Source organism: Stenotrophomonas sp. 89682_Sma (assembly GCF_056481405.1).
Map to the genome: position 1 here is coordinate 2,686,142 of NZ_CM151147.1, position 22,098 is coordinate 2,708,239.

The 22,098-nt window shown below is 66.8% G+C and carries 15 protein-coding genes; 8 read left to right on the forward strand and 7 right to left on the reverse strand.

Annotated elements, in window-relative coordinates:
• Window positions 1-4: 4 nt before the first annotated feature.
• Window positions 5-1,045, reverse strand: a complete 1,041-nt coding sequence (locus tag ACZK29_RS12415) for a ribonucleotide-diphosphate reductase subunit beta (protein ID WP_049428423.1) — start codon at window positions 1,043-1,045, stop codon at window positions 5-7.
• 110 nt (window positions 1,046-1,155) lie between these two features.
• On the reverse strand, window positions 1,156-3,519 hold the full coding sequence (locus ACZK29_RS12420; RefSeq protein WP_478446097.1) for a ribonucleoside-diphosphate reductase subunit alpha: 2,364 nt from the start codon (window positions 3,517-3,519) through the stop codon (window positions 1,156-1,158).
• A 432-nt stretch (window positions 3,520-3,951) separates the two neighbouring features.
• Between ACZK29_RS12420 and ACZK29_RS12425 the strand changes: the two genes are divergently transcribed.
• Together ACZK29_RS12425 and ACZK29_RS12430 are read left to right on the forward strand one after the other, a co-directional pair.
• The gene (locus ACZK29_RS12425) at window positions 3,952-4,929 is read left to right on the forward strand and encodes a zinc-binding dehydrogenase (protein WP_478446098.1); all 978 of its coding nucleotides are present in this window, start codon (window positions 3,952-3,954) and stop codon (window positions 4,927-4,929) included.
• Window positions 4,930-5,249: 320 nt separating this feature from the next.
• Window positions 5,250-7,877: a TonB-dependent receptor gene (locus ACZK29_RS12430; RefSeq protein ID WP_478446099.1), complete on the forward strand. Its 2,628-nt coding sequence runs from the start codon at window positions 5,250-5,252 to the stop codon at window positions 7,875-7,877.
• Between the two features lie 98 nt (window positions 7,878-7,975).
• Here the strand turns inward: ACZK29_RS12430 and betT are convergent, their stop codons facing one another.
• Together betT and ACZK29_RS12440 are read right to left on the reverse strand one after the other, a co-directional pair.
• Window positions 7,976-9,955 (reverse strand): choline BCCT transporter BetT, encoded by a 1,980-nt coding sequence (betT, locus tag ACZK29_RS12435; protein ID WP_197632245.1) that lies wholly within the window; start codon window positions 9,953-9,955, stop codon window positions 7,976-7,978.
• Window positions 9,956-10,101: 146 nt separating this feature from the next.
• Complete coding sequence (locus tag ACZK29_RS12440) at window positions 10,102-10,482, reverse strand: VOC family protein (protein ID WP_197632244.1); 381 nt, start codon at window positions 10,480-10,482, stop codon at window positions 10,102-10,104.
• A 150-nt stretch (window positions 10,483-10,632) separates the two neighbouring features.
• Here ACZK29_RS12440 and ACZK29_RS12445 point away from each other — a divergent pair, with 150 nt between their 5' ends.
• From ACZK29_RS12445 to ACZK29_RS12455, 3 genes are all read left to right on the forward strand, one after another.
• Window positions 10,633-11,151, forward strand: coding sequence for a sigma-70 family RNA polymerase sigma factor (locus ACZK29_RS12445; RefSeq protein ID WP_459046923.1), 519 nt, complete (start codon window positions 10,633-10,635; stop codon window positions 11,149-11,151).
• Window positions 11,148-12,092 (forward strand): FecR family protein, encoded by a 945-nt coding sequence (locus tag ACZK29_RS12450; RefSeq protein ID WP_478446100.1) that lies wholly within the window; start codon window positions 11,148-11,150, stop codon window positions 12,090-12,092. Before ACZK29_RS12445 ends, ACZK29_RS12450 begins: the two co-directional genes overlap by 4 nt.
• Window positions 12,093-12,161: 69 nt before the next feature.
• A complete protein-coding gene (locus ACZK29_RS12455; protein WP_478446101.1) occupies window positions 12,162-15,110 on the forward strand; it encodes a TonB-dependent receptor domain-containing protein in 2,949 nt (982 codons plus the stop codon).
• A gap of 127 nt (window positions 15,111-15,237) precedes the next feature.
• On the opposite strand, the gene ACZK29_RS12460 is transcribed toward ACZK29_RS12455, so the two are convergent.
• Both ACZK29_RS12460 and ACZK29_RS12465 read right to left on the reverse strand, forming a co-directional pair.
• Complete coding sequence (locus tag ACZK29_RS12460) at window positions 15,238-15,561, reverse strand: DMT family transporter (RefSeq protein WP_053494475.1); 324 nt, start codon at window positions 15,559-15,561, stop codon at window positions 15,238-15,240.
• A complete protein-coding gene (locus ACZK29_RS12465) occupies window positions 15,561-15,914 on the reverse strand; it encodes an SMR family transporter (RefSeq protein WP_019659945.1) in 354 nt (117 codons plus the stop codon). Before ACZK29_RS12465 ends, ACZK29_RS12460 begins: the two co-directional genes overlap by 1 nt.
• 160 nt (window positions 15,915-16,074) lie before the next feature.
• Between ACZK29_RS12465 and ACZK29_RS12470 the strand changes: the two genes are divergently transcribed.
• Window positions 16,075-16,926 carry a LysR family transcriptional regulator gene (locus ACZK29_RS12470; RefSeq protein ID WP_459046926.1) on the forward strand — a complete coding sequence of 284 codons (852 nt, stop codon included), beginning with the start codon at window positions 16,075-16,077 and terminating at the stop codon, window positions 16,924-16,926.
• Window positions 16,927-17,028: 102 nt separating this feature from the next.
• Here the strand turns inward: ACZK29_RS12470 and ACZK29_RS12475 are convergent, their stop codons facing one another.
• Window positions 17,029-17,949, reverse strand: a complete 921-nt coding sequence (locus ACZK29_RS12475; protein WP_111203856.1) for a M14 family metallopeptidase — start codon at window positions 17,947-17,949, stop codon at window positions 17,029-17,031.
• A gap of 131 nt (window positions 17,950-18,080) precedes the next feature.
• Between ACZK29_RS12475 and ACZK29_RS12480 the strand changes: the two genes are divergently transcribed.
• Window positions 18,081-20,162, forward strand: coding sequence for a TonB-dependent receptor family protein (locus ACZK29_RS12480; RefSeq protein WP_478446102.1), 2,082 nt, complete (start codon window positions 18,081-18,083; stop codon window positions 20,160-20,162).
• A gap of 62 nt (window positions 20,163-20,224) precedes the next feature.
• Entirely contained in the window at window positions 20,225-21,997 is a 1,773-nt protein-coding gene (locus ACZK29_RS12485) for a chloride channel protein (RefSeq protein ID WP_478446103.1), read from the forward strand.
• The last annotated feature ends 101 nt before the right edge of the window (window positions 21,998-22,098 follow it).

The window sequence follows — 22,098 nt, forward strand, 5'->3', positions numbered from 1 at the left end:
CGGCTCAGAGATCGTCGAAGCCGTTGTCGACGTTGGTCTTCTTGTAGCTTGCATTGCGCATCTCGAAGAAGTCGGTCTTGGTTTCGGTGAAGTTATCGGCGTAGGCCTTGATCCACGGCATCACGTTGTCGGTGGTATCGCTGTACAGGCGCTCGATGCCGAGCATGCCGGCCATCTTGTTGGCCCGGTACTTCACGTAGCGCGTCATCTCCTCGACATCGATGCCGTCGATGCCGTCCAGCACCTCCGACGACCACTGGGTCTCCAGTTCGATGGCGTGCTCGAAGGCCTGGTGCACGTAGGCGGTCAACTCGTTGGTCTGCAGTTCCGGGTTCTCGCCGATGATGGCGCGGATCAGCTCGCTGATGAATTTGGTATGGGCCAGCTCGTCACGATTGATGAAGCTGATGATCTTGCCGGTGCCGGTCATGCGGTTCTGCCGCACCATGTTGTAGAAGTAGGCAAAACCGGAATAGAAGTTGATGCCCTCCAGGATCGAGGACTGGATCAGCGACTTCAGCAGGGTCTCGGCGGTCTTCTCGCGCATGAAATCGTCATACGCCCCCATGATCGGCGCGTTGCGCTTGATGATGGTCGGGTGGGTACGGGCGATCTCGAAGATGCGGTTCTGGTTCGGCAGGTCGGTGATCGAGGCCAGCACGTAGCTGTAGCTCTCGTTGTGGATCACCTCCTGCTGGCCGATGATCGCCGCATTGGCATGTGCAGCCGGGTCGGTGATGTACTCGGCCACGTTGTAGATGAAGCGCGTCTGTGGCGAATCCAGCGTGGCCAGCAGGCCGATGATCGAGTCGTAAGCGTTCTTCTCGCGCCCGGACAGCTCGCCGTACTGGCGCGCATCCAGCTTCATGTCCACCTCGTCGGGAATCCAGAAGTTGGTCGACAGCTCCTTGTAGGCCCGATAGAACGACGGGTACGGAATGTCGTTCCAGTTCAGGATGCCGCTGGTGCGGCCGTTGATGATGCCGGTGCTGCGGTTGGGATGGCGCGGTTCGAGGATCTTGATGCGGTCGAGGGGGGTTGCCATGGTTTTATGCCTTCGTTCTCTTTCTATCGTGTTGCCGGCCAGCGGCCGGCACTACCGAAGATCACGGGTGTTGCCGGCCAGCGGCCGGCACTACCGTGGGTCGCCGGCGATCAGCTGGCGCACCACTCGCATTCGCTGATGTCGATGTCGTTGGAGCGCACGTAGTAGGTGGTCTTCAGCCCTTCGCGCCAGGCCGTCAGATGCAGCTCCAGCAGCGTGCTGGCGCGGATGGTGCTGGGCACGTACAGGTTGAAGCTGATCGACTGGTCGACGTGGCGCTGCCGCCGCGCGTTCTGGCGCACGCTGGCAAACTGGTCGACCTTGTAGGCGCCCTTCTCGTAGTACGGCCAGGTTTCCAGCGACAGGCCCGGTGCGGCGACAGGCCGCCGGAAGTCCTTCTTTTCCTCGTAGTAGAACGCGCTGTAGATCGGGTCGATGGAGGCCGTGGAGCCGGCAATCTGCGCGGTGCTCATGTTCGGCGCCACCGCCAGCAGCCAGCCATTGCGCAGTCCGTGGGTGGCGACCTCGCGCGCCAGGCTGTCCCACGCGGCGCCACTGTAGTCGCGGTCACGGAAATAGCGACCGTTGTGCCAGTCGCTTCCGGCGAACATCGGATAGCTGCCCTTCTCCTTGGCCAGTTGTGCGCTGGCCTGGATGGTCAGGAAGTTGATGCGCTCGTACAGGCGGTCGGCCAACGCCTCGGCGTCCGGCGATTCCCACTGGATCGCCTGCTGTGCCAACAGGTGATGCCAGCCGAACGTGCCCAGGCCGATGGCCCGGTACTTGCGGTTGGTGATCGTGGCCTGCGGCACCGGCAGCGCGTTGAGGTCGATCACGTTGTCGAGCATGCGCACCTGGATCGGAATGAGCCGCTCCAGCACATCGGTAGCCAGCAGGTCATCCGGCGCACTGATCGCGCGGCCAAGGTTGATCGAGGACAGGTTGCAGACCACGAAGTCACCGGCACGGCGTGTGGTCACGATCTGGTCGCCGCTGACGATCTCCTGGATCATCCGCGTCGGGCTCATGTTCTGCAGGATCTCGGTGCACAGGTTGCTGGAATAGACCATGCCCGCGTGCTTGTTCGGGTTCCTGCGGTTGACCTCGTCACGATAGAACAGGAACGGGTTGCCGGTTTCCAGCTGGCTCAGCATGATCCGCTTGAACAGATCGATGGCTTTCACCGTACGCCGGCTGATGCGCTCGTCGGCCACCAGCTCGGCGTAGCGGTCGCGGAAGCTGCCCGATCCTCGCTTCTCATCGTAGAAGTCCTGCAGGTACCAGCCCTTGGCGCTCTTCACTTCGTGCGGGTCGAACAGATACCAGTCGGCGCGCCGCTCCACCGCCTCCATGAACAGGTCCGGCACGCACACCGAGGTGAACACATCGTGCGCGCGAAGGCGCTGGTCGCCGTTGTTCAGACGCAGATCCAGGAAGGCCTCGATATCGCGGTGCCAGATATCCAGGTACACCGCCACCGCGCCCTTGCGCTGGCCGAGCTGGTCCACCGATACGGCGGTGTTGTTGAGCTGCTTGATCCACGGCACCACGCCACCGGAGGAATTGGGCACGCCACGGATCGGCGCACCGCTGCTGCGCACATAGCCCAGGTAGGCCCCCACGCCGCCGCCATGCTTGGACACGCGGGCGATATCGGTGTTGGAGTCATAGATGCCCTGCAGGCTGTCATCCACCGTGTCGATGAAGCAGCTGGACAGCTGGCCGCCGACCTTGCCGGCGTTGGCCAGGGTCGGCGTGGCCACCGTCATGTACAGGTTGGACAGCGCCCAGTACGCCTCGCCGACCAGCTGCATGCGCCGTTCGCGTGGCTTCTCCTCCTGCATCAGGTACAGCGCAATGGTCAGCCAGCGCTCCTGCGGCAGTTCGTAGACCTCGCGGCTGCGATCGCTGGCCAGGTAGCGCGTGGCCAGCAGGTAAAGGCCGTTGTACGCGAACAGGCGGTCGCGCTCCGGGTCGATCATGTCGCCGGCCTGCTGCAGTTCTTCCTTGGAATAACAGCGCAGGATGTCGTTGCTGTAGATGCCACGATCGGCCAGGCTCTCCTGCAGGCCGACATACGAACCGTACTTCAGGCTGACATCGTAGAAGCGGTTGCGGCTGGCGCGCTTGTACAGGCGCCGCAGGTAGATGCGCGCGGCAAACTGTTCCCACTCCGGCGCGACCAGGTCCACGCGCGACTCGGCCTCGCGGATCAGCAGGTCGACCAGATCATCGGCACTGAGGCTGGGCTTGCGCTCGACCATCGCCTGCACCACGCGGCGATAGTCGCTCACATCCAGCTGCGGGAACTCGGCATGCACGGTATCGATGCTGCGTTGCAGGCGCTCGGCGTCGAACGGCAGGCGGCGGTTACCGGCCTCCTTGGTGATCCAGGTCGGCACGCGCTCGCCACCGGCGCGCAAGGCGTCGCCAGCGCCGGCCAGATCGGCCACGCGGAAAGTACTGTCGGTCATGGTGGTGGAACTCCAGGCTCGCTCGCGCGTTGGCGGTCGATGCCGTGGCGGCCCTGCACGCGATACCGGCGCACGGGGCGGTCGGGGTGGGATGCCATAGCAGGGGAACACCAGGTCGTCGGCAATTGCCTGCGCCTGCGGCCGGTATCCGGGCCGTGGGGGCGATCTGGGTCCGCGCGATGGCGGCCGCGTCGACACGGCAAGCCTCAGGGGCGGGCCGCGGGACGTTTGCTGCATGTCCGGCGGCGGCGGCTGACCGGGAGTGACGGCCACAACATAGTGGGGATATCCGAACTCGTCAACACAAGATGCGGTAATCAACACATGTCGCGACGATCAGTCGCAGGATGCCGTGTTGCAGCGGCGACGCCTTGTCGACATCCCCTGCGCCCCCAGTTCGGTACAACATCAACTTTCACCGGAACACCGCCCATGCGCGCTGCCCAGTACTCCTCCTTCGGCAACCCGGCCGACGTCCTCGCCATTGCCGATGCCACCCTGCCCGAGCCCGGCCCCGGCGAGGTGCGCATCCGCACCGTGCTGGCCTCGATCCACAACCACGACCTGCTGACCGTGCGTGGCCTGTACGGCTACAAGCCGACGCTGCCGGCGATCGGTGGCAGTGAAGCACTGGGCGTGGTCGATGCACTCGGCGATGGCGTCGACGGCCTGCAGATCGGCCAGCGGGTTGCCGCCGCCTCGGTACACGGCACCTGGGCCGAGGCGTTCATTGCACCGGCACGCATGGTGATTCCGATGCCGGAGGCGATCCCCGACGAAATGGCCGCGCAGCTGATTGCGATGCCGCTGAGTGCGCTGATGCTGCTGGAATTCCTGCATGTCGAAGCGGGGCAATGGGTCGTGCAGAACACCGCCAACGGCGCGGTCGGCAAGTCGCTGGCGATGTTGGCAAAGGCGCGTGGCGTTCATGTCGCCAACCTGGTGCGCAACGCCGCCGCCGTGGCGCAATTGCAGGCGCTCGGCATCGATCATGTATTCGACACCTCGGTAGAAGGCTGGAAGGATCGCGTGCGTGGAGCCACAGGCGAAACGCAGGCCGCAGCCGCGGTGGATTCCATCGGCGGCGACGCCAGCGCTGACCTGGTCGACCTGCTCGGCCACCACGGCACGCTGGTGTCGTTCGGCGTGATGAGCGGCGAACCCATGCGCATCCCCGCCGGCGGCCTGATCTACAAGGAAGCCACGGTGAAGGGCTTCTGGGGCAGCAAGGTCAGTCAGGCGATGGCGGTTGAGGACAAGCGCAGGCTGGTTGGCGAGCTGCTGAAGCGTGCGGCGCAGGGGGAATTGACCCTGCCGGTGGAGCAGATCTTCGCGCTGGACGATATCGCCGAGGCAGCGAAGGCCGGTGCTGGGTCGGGACGCAATGGCAAGGTGCTGCTGCGGCCGTGATGCGGCAGCAGACGGCGCTGTCCCGGTAATGGCGCTGCCCCCGGTAGAGTCGACTGTCAGTCGACTCTCGCGCGTAGCGCGGGGGGATGAGGTTTCCGGCAAGGGTACGGAAGAGCAGTCGACTAACAGTCGACTCTACCTCCTCCTCGGTCCCGGGAACGCCTGGCGCAGTTCCATCCCAGAACCCAGACGCGCACGAACGGGGTATCCCGGTCGTTAAGAACCTGTGATGTATAACTGAATGCGCTTTCGTCATTGGAAGGCGCACGCGGTCGCATGCGGTACTGACGGCTCCTCCCCCGTTCGGCGTTGTCGCTTCCATGTACCGCACCACCCTGAACCTGCTTGCCGGCGCCATCGCGCTGAGCCTCACCGCTGGCACTGCCAGCGCCGCTGAAACCACCGATACCGGCAAGGACAGCACCACCCTGGGCACCGTGCTGGTGACCGGTTCCAACATCAAGCGCAGCGACACCGCCGGGCCGAACCCGGTGCAGATCGTCAGCCGCGAACAGATCGAACAGACCGGCCGCTCAACGCTTACCGACGTGCTGCGCAACCTGTCGGCCAATGCCGGCAACAGCTTCGACGAGCAGTACACCGGCAGCTTCGCCGCGGGCTCGGCGTCGATCGGCCTGCGTGGCTTGTCGCCGAAGAACACGCTGGTGCTGGTCAATGGCTACCGCGTATCCAACTTCGGGTTCGCGCTCAACACACAGGACACTTTCGTCGACCTCAACGCACTGCCGATCAGCGCGGTCGAGCGCATCGAAGTACTCAAGGATGGTGCCTCGGCGGTGTACGGTTCCGATGCCATCGCAGGCGTCATCAACATCATCCTGCGCAGGAACTTCCAGGGCGTGGAAGTCGGCGGCGGTTTCGGTACCGCCACCCAGGGCGGCCTGGACGAGCGCAAGGCCAACCTGCTGGCCGGCTTCGGTGATCTCGAACAGCAGGGCTGGAACGTGCTGTTCGGGCTGGACCTGCTCAAGCGTGATCGCCTCGACGCCGACCAGCGTGCCTATACCCGCAGCGGCGATTTCCGCGACAAGCCCGGCGGCCGCCTGGCCGGCTGGTCCACCGCCGGTGGCAATTGGCTGTCCAACCCGCGCGCGCCGCAACCGTTCGCTAACTGCCCCGACGGCAGCCAGCTGCGTCCGTACAGCGACTTCGGCAGCACCCTGCCCGGCCAGGCCTGCGCCTTCAACGCGCAGCCATTCAAGACCCTGCAGCCCGGCGCCGAGCGCCTGCAGGCCTCGCTGAGCGCGACTTACCGCTTCAATGACAGCGTCGAGGCCTTCGCCGATGTGCTGTACAGCCACAACAAGGCCGACCAGATCTTCAGTGCGCCGCTGACCGTCGGCCCCGGGCTGCGCGCGTACAACCCGGCCACCGGCACGCTGATCGACGTGCCGGCGGTGCTGCCGGTCGGCCATCCAAACAATCCGGGCAGCACGCCGCTGCCGTTCGAGTACGCCTTCTTCGACCTCGGCCCGCGCCTGAAGGACAACACCCAGGTGTTCTACCGTGCCCTGGCCGGCGTGCGCGGCAGTGGCGAGCGCTGGGACTGGGAAGTGGCGGCGCTGACCTCGCAGAGCGCGCAGCGCGAATACGTCGACAACTTCGTCAACCGCTATGCGTTCGAGCAGATCCTGCGCGACGGCAGCTACAACTTCCTCAACCCGTCCAGCACGCCGGGCGCGCTGGATGCCCTGCGCCTGCAGACCAAGCGCCCGGGCTGGTACAAGCTGCACGCGTTGAATGTGAAGGCCTCGACTTCGCTGTGGGAGCTGCCGGCCGGTGCGGTCGGCTTCGCCTGGGGTGCCGAGTTCCGCAAGGAATCGCTGGATGCGCGCACCAGCGCGCAGGTGCTGTCGGGCACCGAACTGCGCCCGGCCATCAACGTGGTCAACGGCGAGCGCCAGGTCAGCGCCGCCTACGCCGAACTGAGCGTGCCGCTGCACCGCACACTGGAACTGCAGGTGGCCGGTCGCGGCGACCACTACGATGATTTCGGCAAGGCGTTCTCGCCGAAGGTGGCGCTGCGCTGGCAGCCGTTGGACAGCCTGCTGCTGCGCGGTTCGTTCTCGCGCGGGTTCCGCGCACCCTCGCTGCCGGAGATCGCGCCCGGCCAGACCGTCAGCTACGGCTCGGTGATCGATCCGCTCGATCCGCTGCAGCCCGGCGGCAGCCGTGGCGTGACCAACATCCGCACCGGCAACCCGGACCTGAAGGCGGAGCGCTCGCGCAACTTCAACGTGGGTGCGGTGTGGTCGCCGGATGGCGATACCAGCATCAGCCTGGACTGGTACCGCATCGAGCAGGACAACCTGGTCAAGCCAGACAGCGCGCAGTTCATCGTCGACAACCCGACGCTGTTCCCCGGCCGCGTGCAGCGTGATGCACAGGGACGCATCCAGTTCATCACCAACCAGTACGCCAACCAGGGCGAACTGACCACCTCGGGGCTGGACCTGGACGCCAGCCGTACTTTCCGCACCGAGGGCTGGGGCACCTTCACCGTGGCCGGCAGCTGGACCCACCTGCTCAGCTTCAAGCAGCCGCTGGTGGCCGGCCAGGCACCGTATGACGGCGCCGGCAACAACCGCCACGGCGCACTGCCGCGCACCCGCGGCACCACTTCACTGAACTGGGCGGCGGGCGACTGGAGCAGCACGCTGAGCCTGCAGTATGTAAGCGGCTACGATCAGCGCGTGGCGACGGCGACCAGCAACCCGGGCCTGCGCGACCGCATCAAGCCGTATCACCAGCTGGACCTGTACGTGGCGTACGAAGGCATTCCCAACACCACGCTGTCGCTGTCGGTGCTGAACCTGACCGACAAGGACCCGCCGTTCGATCCGGCCGGTGGATCCAATGGGTTCGACATCAGCCAGTACAACCTGCGCGGGCAGTTCGTCTCGCTGGGAGCGCGCTACCGGTTCTGATGCGGCAACGGGGCGGCGATGATGCGCCGCCCCATTCGTGCTGCCGGCCAGCGGCCGGCACTACCACCGACCGCCGGGCCAAGCCCGGTCGTCGTGCATCAACGGCTCAGGTGCAGGAACTGCAGGTGCCGTTCGTACTGGCTGATGATGTCGTTGATGATCTGCTTGCGGCTGTAGCCGACCAGGTCATAATCCTGGCTGCCTTCGAACAGGTGCACTTCGGCACGGTAGTAGCGCTGGTTGCGCAGCTGCTGCGCGGCGAACGACGGCGTCAGGTATCCACTCAGGATCACCCGGTACAGGAAGTCCTGCTGCTCGCCGTGGTTCACCGTCAACTCCATGTCGCCGGCCTCGAAGCGCGTGGCCACGTCCCAGCCCTGCCCGCGCAGCTGCTCGGCCACCGCCTCCATCGCCGGCTTCACCGTGTCATCCATGAAGCGGTAGACCTGGTCGCGCACCGGGAAGTGCATGGCCTGGCTCAGGCGCTGGCGCCAGCCCTGGTGGTGGCGATCGTCTCCGATCAACGGCGACGGCCGGTATTGCAGCGCGCGCCTGCGGTGCGACTCGTCACTGAAGGCGCGGGTCAGCCCCCACATCATCAACAACAGGATCGCCGAGAACGGCAACGACGCCAGCACCACCGCCGACTTCAGCGCATCGATGCTGCCGGCCAGCAGCAACCCGGCGGTCAGCACCGCGATCACCGTGCCCCAGAACACGCGCAGCCAACGCGGACCATCATCCTCGGGTGCGCCGCCATGCGAGGACAGCGTGGACAACACCACCGCCCCCGAGTCGGCCGAGGTCACGAAGAAGATGAAGCTGACCAGCACTGTCACCGTGATCACCGCGCGGCTCCAGGGGTAGCCGTCCAGCAGCGCATACAGCACGGTCGGTGGATCATCCACCGCCAGCTGCGCCAACTGTTGCTGGCCGTGGTGCAGCACCTGGTCCAGCGCGCTGTTGCCGAAGATCGACAGCCACGCCAGGGTGAAACCGAGCGGGATCAGCAGCACGCCGAACACGAATTCGCGGATGGTGCGACCGCGCGAGATGCGCGCGATGAACAAGCCCACGAACGGTGCCCAGCCGATCCACCAGGCCCAGTAGAACACCGTCCAGCCACCCAGCCATTCGGGGCGGCCGCCGTAGGCATACACATCGAAACTCTTGCCGACCACGCTGCCCAGGTAATCACCCAGGTTCTGCATCAGCGTGCTGAACAGGTACTGCGTCGGCCCGGCGAACAGCATGAACAGCACCAGCGCGATCGCCAGCAGCATGTTGATGTTGGCCATCCAGCGCACGCCCTTCTCCACGCCGGAGACGGCCACGGCCACCGCCGCGCCCATCATCGCCACCACCAGGATGATCTGCACCAGGTTGGAATGCGGGATGTTGAACAGGTGCGCCAGCCCCGCATTGAGGTGCAGCACCCCGAAGCCCATGTCGGCGCCGATGCCGAACACGGTGGCGACGATGCCCAGCGCGTCCACGGTGTAGCCGATCGGGCCGTTGATGCGCTTGCCGATCAGCGGGTACAGCGCCGAGCGCAGCGCCAGCGGCAGGTTGTGGCGGTAGGCGAAGTAGGCCATCGCCATCGCCGCCAGCGCGAACACGCCCCAGCCGTGCAGGCCCCAATGCAGGAACAGCAGCTGCATGGCCTGGCGCGCACCGGCCTCGCCCGCGGCCGGATCGCCCTGCGGCGGCTGCAGGTAGTGGGTCAGCGGTTCGGAAACGCAGAAGAAGAACAGCGTGATGCTGATGCCCGCCGCGAACAGCATGCCGGCCCAGGAGAGGTAACTGAACTCCGGTTCGTCATGGTCGGCACCGAGCTTGATGCCACCGTACTTGGACAGCGCCACGCCGACCACGAACACCAGGTACAGGGTCATCGCCAGCAGGTAGTACCAGCCGACATTCAGCGCGGCCCAGTCCTGTGCCTTCAGCAGAAGGCGGCCCGCACCGAGTGGAAACAGGCTGACGAACAGCGCGAACGCCACGACAACGATCGCCGCGAAGGCGAACACAGGCCGAAGGGTGCGCACCGGGGATTGTTGCGGCTCCAGTACATCCATGGGGCGGCGTTCTCCGGTAGATCAAGGAATTAGCCGACCGATTCTGGCTGAACCGCAGTGGACAGAGCATGAAGTTGCGGCCTGCGATCGCGGCCCGCGCGCGTGGTTTCGTGCTATCACGCGCGCGCCGCCCTGCCCGCAGTGCGTCACGACATCACATGCACCGCGCACAGCTTGTTTCCATCGGGATCGCGCAGGTAGGCCAGGAACAGCTGGCGCCCGGCCATGCTGCGGACGCCAGCCGGATCCTCGATGGCCGTACCGCCATGGGCCACGCCGGCATCCTGCCAACCGCGCACGGCCTCGGCGCTGTCGAGGGTGAAACCAATGGTGCCGCCGTTGGCATGGCATGCAGGCTGCCCATCGATGGGCGCGGTGACGATGAACATGCGGCCATCCTTGAAGTACACCAGCCGGCCCTTGTCATCGAAGACGCCGGGGCGTGCGCCCAAGGCGGTGAACAGGGCATCGTAGAAGCGATGCGCGACGTCCATGTCGTTCGTTCCAACGGTGATGTGGCTGAACATGCGGGCACTCCCTGTGGAAAGCCGCAGTGTCGGCGAGCACGCCGGGCATCGCAAATCCGGCGATCTCCCCCGCTGCGGCATGCCCAGGATTTGTCGTGCGCCGCCCGATCACTCTATAATGGGAATCATTCTCATTAATGACCGGTGCCGATGGCCGTGCCCGCCGCCTCCAGCAACGCGCTGGCGGGGTTCTACCGCGAACACCATGGCTGGCTGCTGGGCTGGCTGCGCCGCCGCACCCACAACGCCGACTGCGCCGCCGACCTGACCCAGGACACCTTCCTGCGCCTGCTCAGCCGCCGCGTCGATCCGTCCGAACTGCGCCTGCCGCGCGCCTATCTCAGCACCATCGCGCACGCCCTGCTGGTCAACCACTGGCAGCGCGCGGACCTGGAGCGCGCCTACCTGACCGCGCTGGCCGCACAACCGGAGCCGGTGCATCCCTCGGCAGAGGAGCGCACGCAGGCATTGCAGTTGCTGCATGCCATCGCCGACATGCTGTCCGGCCTGGCCGAGCGGCCACGGCGCGCGTTCCTGCTGGCGCGGCTGTCCGGCCTTGGCTATGCAGAGATCGGCGTGCAGCTGGGCGTGTCCGAGCGCATGGTCAAGAAGTACATGGCGCAGGCGATGCTGCATTGCCTGCGCCTGTCCGGCGACGCGGCGGCATGAGCGCGGCATTGGCCGGCCCGGCGCTGGAACAGGCTGCCGAATGGTTCGCGCTGCGCCAACAGGGCTGGAGCGACGGCGACCAGCAGCGCTGGCACGCCTGGCTGCAGGCCGATGCTGGTCACGCCGACGCCTGGCGACGGGTCGAGGCGGTCTGGCAATCGTTCGCCCCGCTGTCGGCTCCGGCAGCCGCAACCGCATTTGATGCTGCGCGCCTTCGCCGGCGGCGGGCGCTGCGCAGCATCGGTGGCGCCCTCGGCATCGGCGCGGTCTCCCTGCTCGGCCTGCATGGGCTTCAGGCGCAGCGCAGCCTGCAGACGCAGCGCACCGCTGCCGGGCGTACCGGTCATTGGACGTTGGCCGATGGCAGCCAGTTGTGGCTCAACGCCGGCAGCGAAGTGACCGTCGACATCGGCAACGGCCACCGCGCCCTGCATCTGCTGCGCGGCGAACTGCTGCTGCAGACCGGCCACCCCCCTGCATTCGTCGGCCTGCCCCTGACCGTGCATGTACCCGGGGCACGCCTGCAGCCGATCGGCACCCGCTTCGCGGTCGGCCGCGAAGCGCAGGACGGCCGGTTGGACGTGTTCGAGGGTGTGGTGCGGTGCCTGCCGATGTTCGGTGCGGCGCTGGATGTTCCTGCGGGAAGTGCGCTGCAGATCGGACCGATGGGGGGACTCACAACGGTCGCTGCCGATCCTCTGCGCGGCGACTGGCAGGACGGACGCCTGCAGGTGCAGGACACGCCGTTGATCCGGGTGATCGACGAACTGGCCCGTCACCATCAGGGCTATCTGGGCTGTGATCCGGCACTGTCCGCATTGAATGTCACCGCGGTATTGCCGCGCCTGGACAGCCTCCAAGCCCTGAAACTGCTGGCGCGCGCCCTGCCGATCCGCATCGAGCAGCGTTGGCCGTGGTGGACCGTTGTGCGTCCGCGTTGAAATCGCGGTTCCCTTTCTACGCGCTCGGCGGGCACTACAAGGGAACCCATTGCGGATGTTGCCGCCCCCATGAAACTACCCTGCCCCTCCCCTCGCCCGCTTGCCATCGCGCTGTGCCTGGCCCTGGCCACGCCGTGCCTGTTGCCGGCGGCCGCCTACGCACAGGATGCAGCCGCTGCCGCTCGCTGGCAGATCCCGGCCGGACCGCTCGACCAGGCCCTAACCGCGTTCGGCCAACAATCGGGCCTTTCCATCGCTGCCGATGCGCGCCTGACCCGCGGCCGCCACAGCGGTGGCGTGCAGGCCGCGCTCACTGCCGAGGCCGCGCTGGCGCAGCTGCTGGCCGGCACCGGCCTGTCGTTCCAGCGTGATGCCAGCGGCGTGATGCTGCAGGCCGCCCCCGCCACCGATGCCGGTGTGCGCCAGATCGGCACCCTGCGTGTAGCCGGCCAGGCCAGCGAAGGTGCTTCGCCGTGGGGCTTGGCCAATGCCGATGCCGTATACCGCGACAGCGGCTCGCGCGTGCATCTGGACCGCCAGCACCTTGAGCGGTTCCGCGGCCAGTCGATCGGCGATGTGCTGGCCGGCGCAGTCGGCGTGCACACCGGAGACGTACGCAATGGTGGTGCGCTGGACGTGAACATCCGCGGCCTGCAGGGCCAGAACCGGGTGCCGGTGATCATCGACGGCGGCCAGCAGGCCATCGACGTGTACCGCGGCTATGCAGGCGTGCAGCAGCGCAGCTACCTCGACCCGGACCTGATCAGCGCGATCAGCATCGAGAAGGGGCCGAGCCTGGCCGCCAACGCCGCCAGCGCGATCGGTGGTGTGGTCTACATGGAAACGCTGAACGTCGATGACATCCTCGACGACGGCCAGGCCTGGGGCCTGCGTGTGCGTGGCGGAGTGGCCGACAACAGCATCGACCGTACCCGCACGTTCAAGCAGATCGCGCGCGGCGGCGACAACCGCAACAGCCTGCGTGATCCGCGCGACTGGAACGGCAGCATGGCCTTCGCCCAGCGCGGCGATGACTGGCAGCTGGTGGCGGCCTACGCACGGCGCCGCCAGGGCAACTACTTCGCCGGCAGCAATGGCGCCCACCGCTACGACGACCAGCATCTGTCCAGCGGCGGCACCGGCATGTCCAGCCAGGCGGTCTCGGACATGTACCACCCCGGCGATGAGGTGCTGAACACGCATACCGACAACGAATCGGCGCTGCTGAAATTCACCTGGACGCCCAACCCCGACCAGCGCCTGGAGCTGAGCCACCGCTACTTCAACTCCAGCTTCGGCGAGATCATGCCGTCGGCGATCGGCCGTGTCGGTAAGTCCAACGAATGGGTGACCTACGTGGACAAGGCCAACACCATGTTCCAGTTCGAACCTGGGAAAATGCGGCTCAACGCCACCTCGCTGCGCCACCGCTACCGGCCCGAGGCACACCCATGGCTGGACCTGAGCAGCACGCTGTGGTTCACCACCGCCACCAGCCGCATGTTCAACAGCAACATCGCCAACACGCCGCTGTTCAAGGACGTGCCCCACGACCAGATGCCGGACACGCTGGGCGAGACCTATGGCCCGGGCCTCCAGTCGGACGTGAAAACCCGGCGCTGGGGCGTGGACAGCAGCAACACCACCCGCTTCAACAACAGCCTGGGCGACTGGACGCTACGCTATGGTGCTGCGTTCCAGCACGAGGACACCGCACCGAACTCGCCGGTGCTGCCGGTGGACTACAACAACAACCGCTACCTGCGCTCCGGCACGCGCCGCGAAGCCAGCGTTGTGGCGTCGCTGCAATGGCAGCCGTGGGACTGGCTGTCGTTGACCGCTGGCGGCCGCTTCATCGACTACCGCACCCGCGACCGCAATCGGGTCGCCTTCGTCAGTGAATCGCGCGACCTGCGCTACACCTTCGCGCGCCTGAGCAAGGGCGGCCAGCTGCTGCCGGGCTGGTACAAGGAGTGGTACCCGGATGCACAGGGCAACTACACCTACGACTCGCTGCGGGCCACGCCCTACGGCGACAGCACGCTGGGCCAGAGCTACGACTTTGATGGCTTCATTCCCGACCCGCGCGGCGCCAACGGCTTCTACACCAAGCAGATTCCTACCGCATGGGGCTACAAGCCGGCGATCCGCCGTTCCGGCCACGGCTTCGCACCGTATGCCGAGGCCCGCTTCAACCTCGACGAGGACATGTTCTTCTACGTGAAGTACGCGCAGGGTTGGAAAATGCCCAGCCTGTTCGAATCGACGCTAGGCAACAGCACTTCGGCACCGGTGGCCGACCTGAAGCCGGAGAAGAACCGTTCCTGGGACATCGGCTTCAGCCTGCTCAAGCAGGACCTGTGGCGCGATGGCGACCGCCTGGCATTCAAGGTGGCCTGGTTCAAGAACGATATCGACAACGCGATCACCCGTCGCTTCGACTCCAGCAACTGGGCGTTCTATGTCGACAATGTCGACAACTACACGGTATCCGGCTACGAGCTGCAGTCCGACTATGACGCCGGCATCGCCTACCTGGACCTGTCGGCCAGCTACTACCAGCGCGCGCGCACCTGCGACGCGGCCACCGCCAAGCGCCTGCGCGAAGACCCCTATGCGAAGTGGAGCAAGCTGGACACCACGCCGGATTGCGTGGATGGCGGCTTCGGTACCTCGTTCGTCAACGCACAGAATCCGCCGAAGTACTCGATCCACAGCACGCTGGGCTTCCGCCTGTTCGACAAGCGGCTCGATACCGGCATCCGTCGCACCTACAACAGCGGCCCCACCCACGAACTGGACAAGCCCTGGAATACCACCGGCTCGACCGGGTTGCAGAACATCTACCTGCCCACCGCGATCTACGACTTCTATGCGCGGTGGCAGTTCACCCCAAAGGCCGAAGTGGAACTGGTGGTCAGCAACCTGCGCAATACCTACTACATGGACACGCTGGCGATGAGCCTGATGCCCGGCCCGGGCCGTACCACGCGATTGAACTTCACCGCACGCTTCTGACCGCTGCAGAAACAGCAACGCCGCGGGGAGACCCTCCCCGGGGCGCCTGCACGAGGCGGCTCACGCTCTGGCAGGCGCCAACCTTTCAGCACTGGTAGGTGCCAACCTTGGTTGGCACAGCGAAGCGCTACTTCGCGGTACTCAGCAGCAGCACCGCAACAGTGACCAGGCCGATACCGATCCAGCCGATCGGGCGCAGGCGGTTGCCGAACAGCAGGCGGCCGCAGGTGGCGGTACCGATCACGCCGATCGCACCCCACATCGCATACGCAGTAGCCAGGTCCATGTAGCGCACCGCCTGGCCCAGCAGGGCGAAGGCGATCCAGACCATGACGATCGCGCCGACACCCCAGCGCCAGCGGCGGAAGCCTTCCGACTTGGCCACCATCATGTTGGCGGCGACGTCGATCAGCGCAGAACAGATCACGAAAAACAGGGCCAAGGTATTCATCAGTGCGCCTCCCCAAGGGTGACGCAGACGATGCCGACCACCGCCAGTACCAGGCCGGCCAGCTGCTGCAGCGACAGGCTCTCGCCGAACACGGTGAGGCCGACCACGGTCAACAGGGTCAGGCCCAGGCCTTCCCACACCGCGTAGGCCACGCCCACCGCGATGCGGCGCACCGACAGCGCCAGGAAGTAGTAGGACAGCGCCAGCGCGCCGGCCATGATGAGATATCCGGTCCAGCCGCCATCGCGGGCGGCATGGGCCATGAACGAGGTGCCGACCACTTCGGCGACGATCGCCACGGTCAGGCAGGCCCAGGCGACCAGCGCGCCACGGGCGGGAACAGTACGGGACATGTGAAGCTCCTTGCGGGACGGGGGTCGTGCCCCGCCATCAGTAGATCCACGCCATGCGTGGATGATCCGGAACACCCCGCAGACAGGGGCGACGGCGACCAGTATCATCGCCTTTTACGGTGGGACCAAAATGGACTCCATCGACAGGAGCGATGGATCAATGCCCTACTCCCCTGAATCCCTGCAGGCGTTCGTCGAAGCGGCCGCACTGGGCTCGTTCTCGGCAGCCGCGCGCCGTCTGCGCAAGACCCAATCGACGGTCAGCACCGCCATCGCCCACCTGGAGGCCGACCTGGGCGTGAGCCTGTTTGATCGCAGCGGGCGCTACCCGCAGCTGACCGAGGCCGGGCGCCAGGTACTGGGCCACGCACAGGAGATCCTTGCCGCCGATGCGCGCCTGCAGCAGTTGAGCGTTCGCCTGGCGGCGCCGACCGAGCCGCGCCTGACCGTGGTGTTTTCCGATGTCTACCAGCTTGACCCCGAGCAACGGATCCTGCAGCGCTTCGCCGAGGCGTTCCCGGAGGTCGAACTGGAATGGCTGGATGCCGAGGGTGAAGACGTGCTGGAGCTGGTCGGTAGCGGGCGCGCCGCGTTGGGCCTGCTACCACGCCAGGAACGCTACCCGGATGGACTGGTGACGCGACCCCTGGCCCATCACAGCGAACTGTCGGTGTATGTGGCGCGCGGCCATCCGCTGGCCGACGCCGGCCGCCATGCGTCAGCCCAACTGGCGCGGCATCGGCAGGTGCGCCTGAGCGCGGAAGTCGATCAGTCCCGCGTGGTCACCGGCCTGGCCTGGACCGCCACCGACTACCTGATGGTGATGGAGATGGCCGAGGACGGCATCGGCTGGGCCGAGCTGCCCCGCGCGCTGGTGCAACGCTACGACCGCGGGCAACTGGTGGAATTGACCCTGCCCGGGTGGCCGCGGCGCATCCACAGCGACCTGCTGTGGCGCCGCGATACGCCGCCGGGCCCTGCCGCCCTGTGGTGGGCCGACGCGTTGGGGTGACACGAAAAGGGGGACGGAGGGGATCAAGTCGTTTGTGGCACAAACGACTTGATCCCCTCCGTCCCCCTTTTTTGGTTGCCGGCCAGCGGCCGGCACTACCGATCAGCCAAGGGCCAGCGCGTAGTCCAGCGACGCGCACACCGCGGTGACCTGCGCGTCATTGCACTGCTGCGGGGTGGCGCGCGGGCTGTCCGGGTAGACCTCGGTGGTGGTGGTGTACTTCGCACCGGTGATGCCAGCGCACAGGCCCAGCTTCACCAGCGGGTATTCGATCACGCCGTGGGCCACCACCGGCGAACCGATGATCTCGCCCGTGTCGTCGGCCGGGGCGATATGGGTCACCTTTTCCACCGCGGCGATCACCGCCTGCTGGAACGCCGCCTGCGGGTTCTCGCTGTCATCCACCAGATAGAAGCCGTCGGGAATCAGACCCGGCTCGAACGGCTTGCCGTCACGCGCGGCCAGCGCCGGGCGGAACTCGCTCTCGTCGCTGTCGGTGGTTTCGTGCAGGTCGATATGCAGCACGAACTGACCCTTGTACGGCGCGATCAGTTCGATGACGGCGGTCGACTCGCGGGCCGGGCCATCGGCGCGGAAATTGCGGTTCGGGTCGATCGCATCGAAGTTCCAGCGGTTGATGCGCTCGAAACCCCACGGGTTCACGCACGGCGCCACCAGCAGGTTGGCCTTGCCGGCATAGTCGGCGGCGTGCTTCTCAAGGAACTCCAACGCGCCCATCACGCCGCTGGTTTCGTAGCCGTGCACGCCACCGGTGACCAGCGCGGCCGGCAGCGCCGGGTTCCAGTCGCGGCTGCGCAGGGCGAACAGGGTGTAGGTCTCGCCAGCGTAGTCGAGCTGCCCATAGGCCACCTTGTCGAAGCGCGAGGCCAGCGCCTCGATGCGCGGCAGCACCTCCTCGTCGTAGCGACGCAGGCGCTGCTGGCGACCGCGCCACGCCTCCCGTTCCGCCGCTCCCCACGGCTGGCCAGGGGTTCCGACGGGGTAGAAGGCGGCTTGGGACATGGCGGATCTCAGCGAGTCAGGAAGCAATCTCCCACTCTACCACCGGGGCATCGGCATGAACCGGAGGCACATTCCAATCGCGAATGGAATCAGCAATAATTCTCATTTACCACCTTGCGCAGCCCGCACCAATGCCCTTCCCTGCCCCGCAACCGGCCCGCCTGCCGCTGTCCGCCGCCCTCGCCCTGTGCCTGCTGCAGGCCACCACCGCCTTCGCCCAGGACAGCGCGACCACGCTGGACAGCATCCAGGTCTCCGGCAGCTGGCTGGGCACCGGCCTGCATGACAGCGTGAAGCGCTTCGCTGGCGCGCGCACCGTGGTCGACCGCCAGCGCATCGAGGCCAGCGGCGCAGCCAGCATCGGCGATGCCATGCGCCGCATCCCCGGCGTGCAGGTCACCGACAACTCCGGCACCGCCGGCAGTTCGGTGTCGCTGAACATCGGCGTGCGTGGCCTCACCGGCCGCTACTCGCCGCGCTCGACCGTGCTGCTCGATGGCGTGCCGCTGGCCGTGGCGCCGTACGGCCAGCCGCAGCTGTCGTTCGCGCCGACCAGCCTGTCCAACATCGAGTCGATCGACGTGGTGCGCGGCGGCGGCGCGGTGCGCTACGGGCCGCAGAACGTGGGCGGCATCATCAACTTCAGCACCCGCGCCATTCCCACCGAGGCCGGCCTGCACGGCGAAGCGGGCGTGCGCTACACCGCCTACGACCATGGCGGCGGTGACAGCACCCAGTACAACGCCTTCCTCGGCGGTACCGGCGACAACGGTCTGGGCGCCGCCCTGCTCTACTCCGGCCAGGATGGCCGCGGCTGGCGACAGGGCAGCGATGACCGTTTCAACGATCTCGCCCTGAAGTTCGCCTACGCCATCGACGAACAGCAGGCGCTGCGCGCCAAGCTGTCGTACTACGACGTGCGCTCGCTGACGCCGGGCGGCCTGACCCGCGCGCAGTACGAGGCCGATCCGTTCCAGAACACCCGGCCGACCGATTTCTGGAAGGGCCATCGCACCGGCATCGACCTGGGCTACACCAACACGCTGTCGGCCAACAGCGAGTTCGAGGTGCTGGCCTACTACAACGAGAGCACCCGTGCCAGCTCGCTGATCAACGCCGCCAATACCCAGTTGACCGTGCAGCCGCGCGACTACCGCGTGCTCGGCATCGAGCCGCGCTACACCCAGCGCCTGCACTGGGGCAGCACGGTGCATGACATCACCGCCGGCTACCGCTTCCTGCGCGAGCGCGGCAACGACCGCAGCTACACCGTCACCCGCCGTACCGGCGCGGCCAGTGCCACCACCCGCTTCGACAACGCCACCGATGCGCACTCCTTCTACATCGACGACCGCATCGCCATCGGCCAGTGGCGCATCACACCCGGCGTGCGCATGGAATGGATCGACATGGACCGCCGCCAGGCCGGGGGCACGGCCACCTTCAGCAGCCGCAACGACAAGGCACTGCCCTCGCTCAACGTCGCCTACCTGCTGACCCCGCAGCTGACCGTGTTCGGCAACTACACCACCTCATTCGGTCCGGTGCAGAACATCCAGCTCAATTCGCAGACCGCCAGCAATCCGCTGAACCCGGAAGTTGCCAGGACCACCGAGCTGGGCGCGCGCTGGCAGGACGGTGCACTGCGCGCGGAAGTGACCGTGTTCAAGATGCGCTTCGACAACCAGATCCTGCAGGTGCCGGGCATCACTCCGCCGACCTTCCAGAACATCGGCGCCACCGACCACAAGGGCGTGGAGAGCGCACTGGAGTACCACTTCGCCGAGGACAGCGCGCTGGCCGGGCTGGAGCTGTACGCCAACTACACCTGGACCAAGGCGATCCAGCAGTCCGGCGACAACCGCGGCCTGGACGTGCCGTTCTACTCGCGCGACACCGACAGCGTCGGCGCCCGCTACGCGCTGGCCGGCTGGACCTTCAACGTCTCCAGCACCCACCAGAGCGGTCAGTTCTCCGACGCCGCCAATACCTGGGCCGAGAGCGCCGACGCGCGCGTGGGCCGCGTGCCGGGCGTACGCCTGTGGAATGCCCAGGTGGCCTGGCAGGTGCCGGGGCTGGGTGACAGCGAGATCGCGCTAGGCGTGAACAACCTGGCCGACAAGCGCTGGTACACCCGCAACGTCGATGGCAACGCCGGCCGCATGGTGGCCGCGCCGCGCACCTTCTACGTGCAGGGCCGCTACCGCTTCTGAGCCGGTAGCCGCCCGATGCGGTGACGGTGGCGCTCACGGTGGCGGCGTATCATGCCGCCACCATGTCTTCGCCTGTTTCGCCATCGCGCCTGCATCTGGCCTTCCAGGGCCTGCGTCTGCGCCTGCGCGGCAGCGATCTGTGGTTCATCGCACTGGCGCTGCTGGTCGGTCTGATCGCCGGCTACCTGACCCTGCTGCAGTCGGGCATCGCACGTTGGTTGCAGGGCACGCTGTATGGGCTGGACGAAGGCATGCGCCTGAGCTCCCTGCCCTCGCTGACCTGGACCGCGCTGCTGGTGCTGCCACTGGGCGGGCTGCTGGTCGGCCTGGTCAGCCTTGCGGCGACCCGGCTGAAACGGCCACTGCTCGATGCGGTCGAAGCCAATGCCCTGCACGGCGGCCGCATGTCGATGCGCGACAACCTGATCGTGCTGACCCAGACCCTGCTGTCCAACGGGTGCGGCGCGTCGGTCGGCCTGGAGGCTTCGTATACGCAGATGGGCGCGGGCAGCGGCTCGCAGCTGGGCCGGGTGATGCGCCTGCGCCGCAACGACGTGCGCATCCTGGTCGGCGCCGGCGCCGCCGGTGCCATCGCCGCCGCCTTTGGTGCGCCGCTGGCCGGAGCGTTCTATGCGTTCGAGATCGTGATCGGCGCCTACACCCCGGCCGCACTGGCGCCGGTGGCGGTGGCCGCACTGGCCGGCGCGTTTGTGGCCGACCAGGCCGGCATCGAGGCCTACCTGCTGCCGGCCGCATCGACCATCGACGTGCGCGCCGCCGACTACGCCATCTACGGCCTGCTCGGCTGCTGCTGCGCGATGGTCGGCATCGCCATCATGCGCCTGATCGCCTCGATCGAAGGCACGGTCAAGCGCAGCCCGCTGCCCGCGTGGGGCCGGCCGGTGGTCGGCGGCCTGCTGCTGATTCCACTGGCACTGGCCAGCCCGCAGGTGCTGTCGTCCGGCCACGGCGCGCTGCACCTGGACCTGACCACGCACCTGCCACTGATCTGGATCGGCGGCCTGCTGACGCTGAAGTGCCTGGCATCGGGCATTTCGCTGGGCTTCGGCTTCCGTGGCGGCCTGTTCTTCGCTTCGCTGTTCATGGGCACCCTGGTTGGCGCGTTGTTCGCCGGGCTGCTGGGCATGGCCACCGGCGTTCCGGTGGTCGACGCCACCTCGGCCGCCCTGGCCGGCATGGCCGCGCTGGCCGCCGCCGTGGTCGGCGCACCGATGACGATGGCCATGCTGGTGCTGGAAGGCACCCACGACTTCCTGCTGACCAGCGTGGTGATGAGCGCGGTGCTGGTGTCCAGCACGCTGGTAAGGCAGTGGTTCGGCTACTCGTTCTCGACCTGGCGCATGCACCTGCGCGGTGAAACCATCAAGAGCGCCCGCGACGTCGGCTGGGTGCAGAACCTCAATGCCGGGCGCCTGATGCGCAAGGGCGTGGCCACCGCCCCGGCCGATCTCGATGCCGCCGCGTTCCGCCAGCGCTTCCCGCTGGGCTCGGGCACCCGGGTGATCCTGATCGACAGCGAGGGCCACTATGCCGGCATCGTGCAGATTCCACGGGTCTACGGCGATGGCGTGAAGCCGGAAACCCTGATCGGCGAACTGGCCGAGAACCGTGACGTCTCGCTGGCACCGTCCTCCGACGTGGTCAGCGTGATGCAACGCTTCGACCAGACCCAGGCCGACGAGCTGGCGGTGGTGGCTGCCGACGGCCAGGTATTGGGCGTCGTCTCCGAGGCCTTCGTGCGCAAGCGCTATGCCGAAGAACTGGACAAGCGCCAGCGCGAACTGATGGGCGAGCGCGTGGACGACACCGACTGACCCCGCAAAGAAGGGGACGGAGGGGATCAAGTCGTTTCTGGCACTTTCGAAATCCAGGCATGGCGTGGATCTACTGTCACCTCGACCGGGTAGACTCCGGC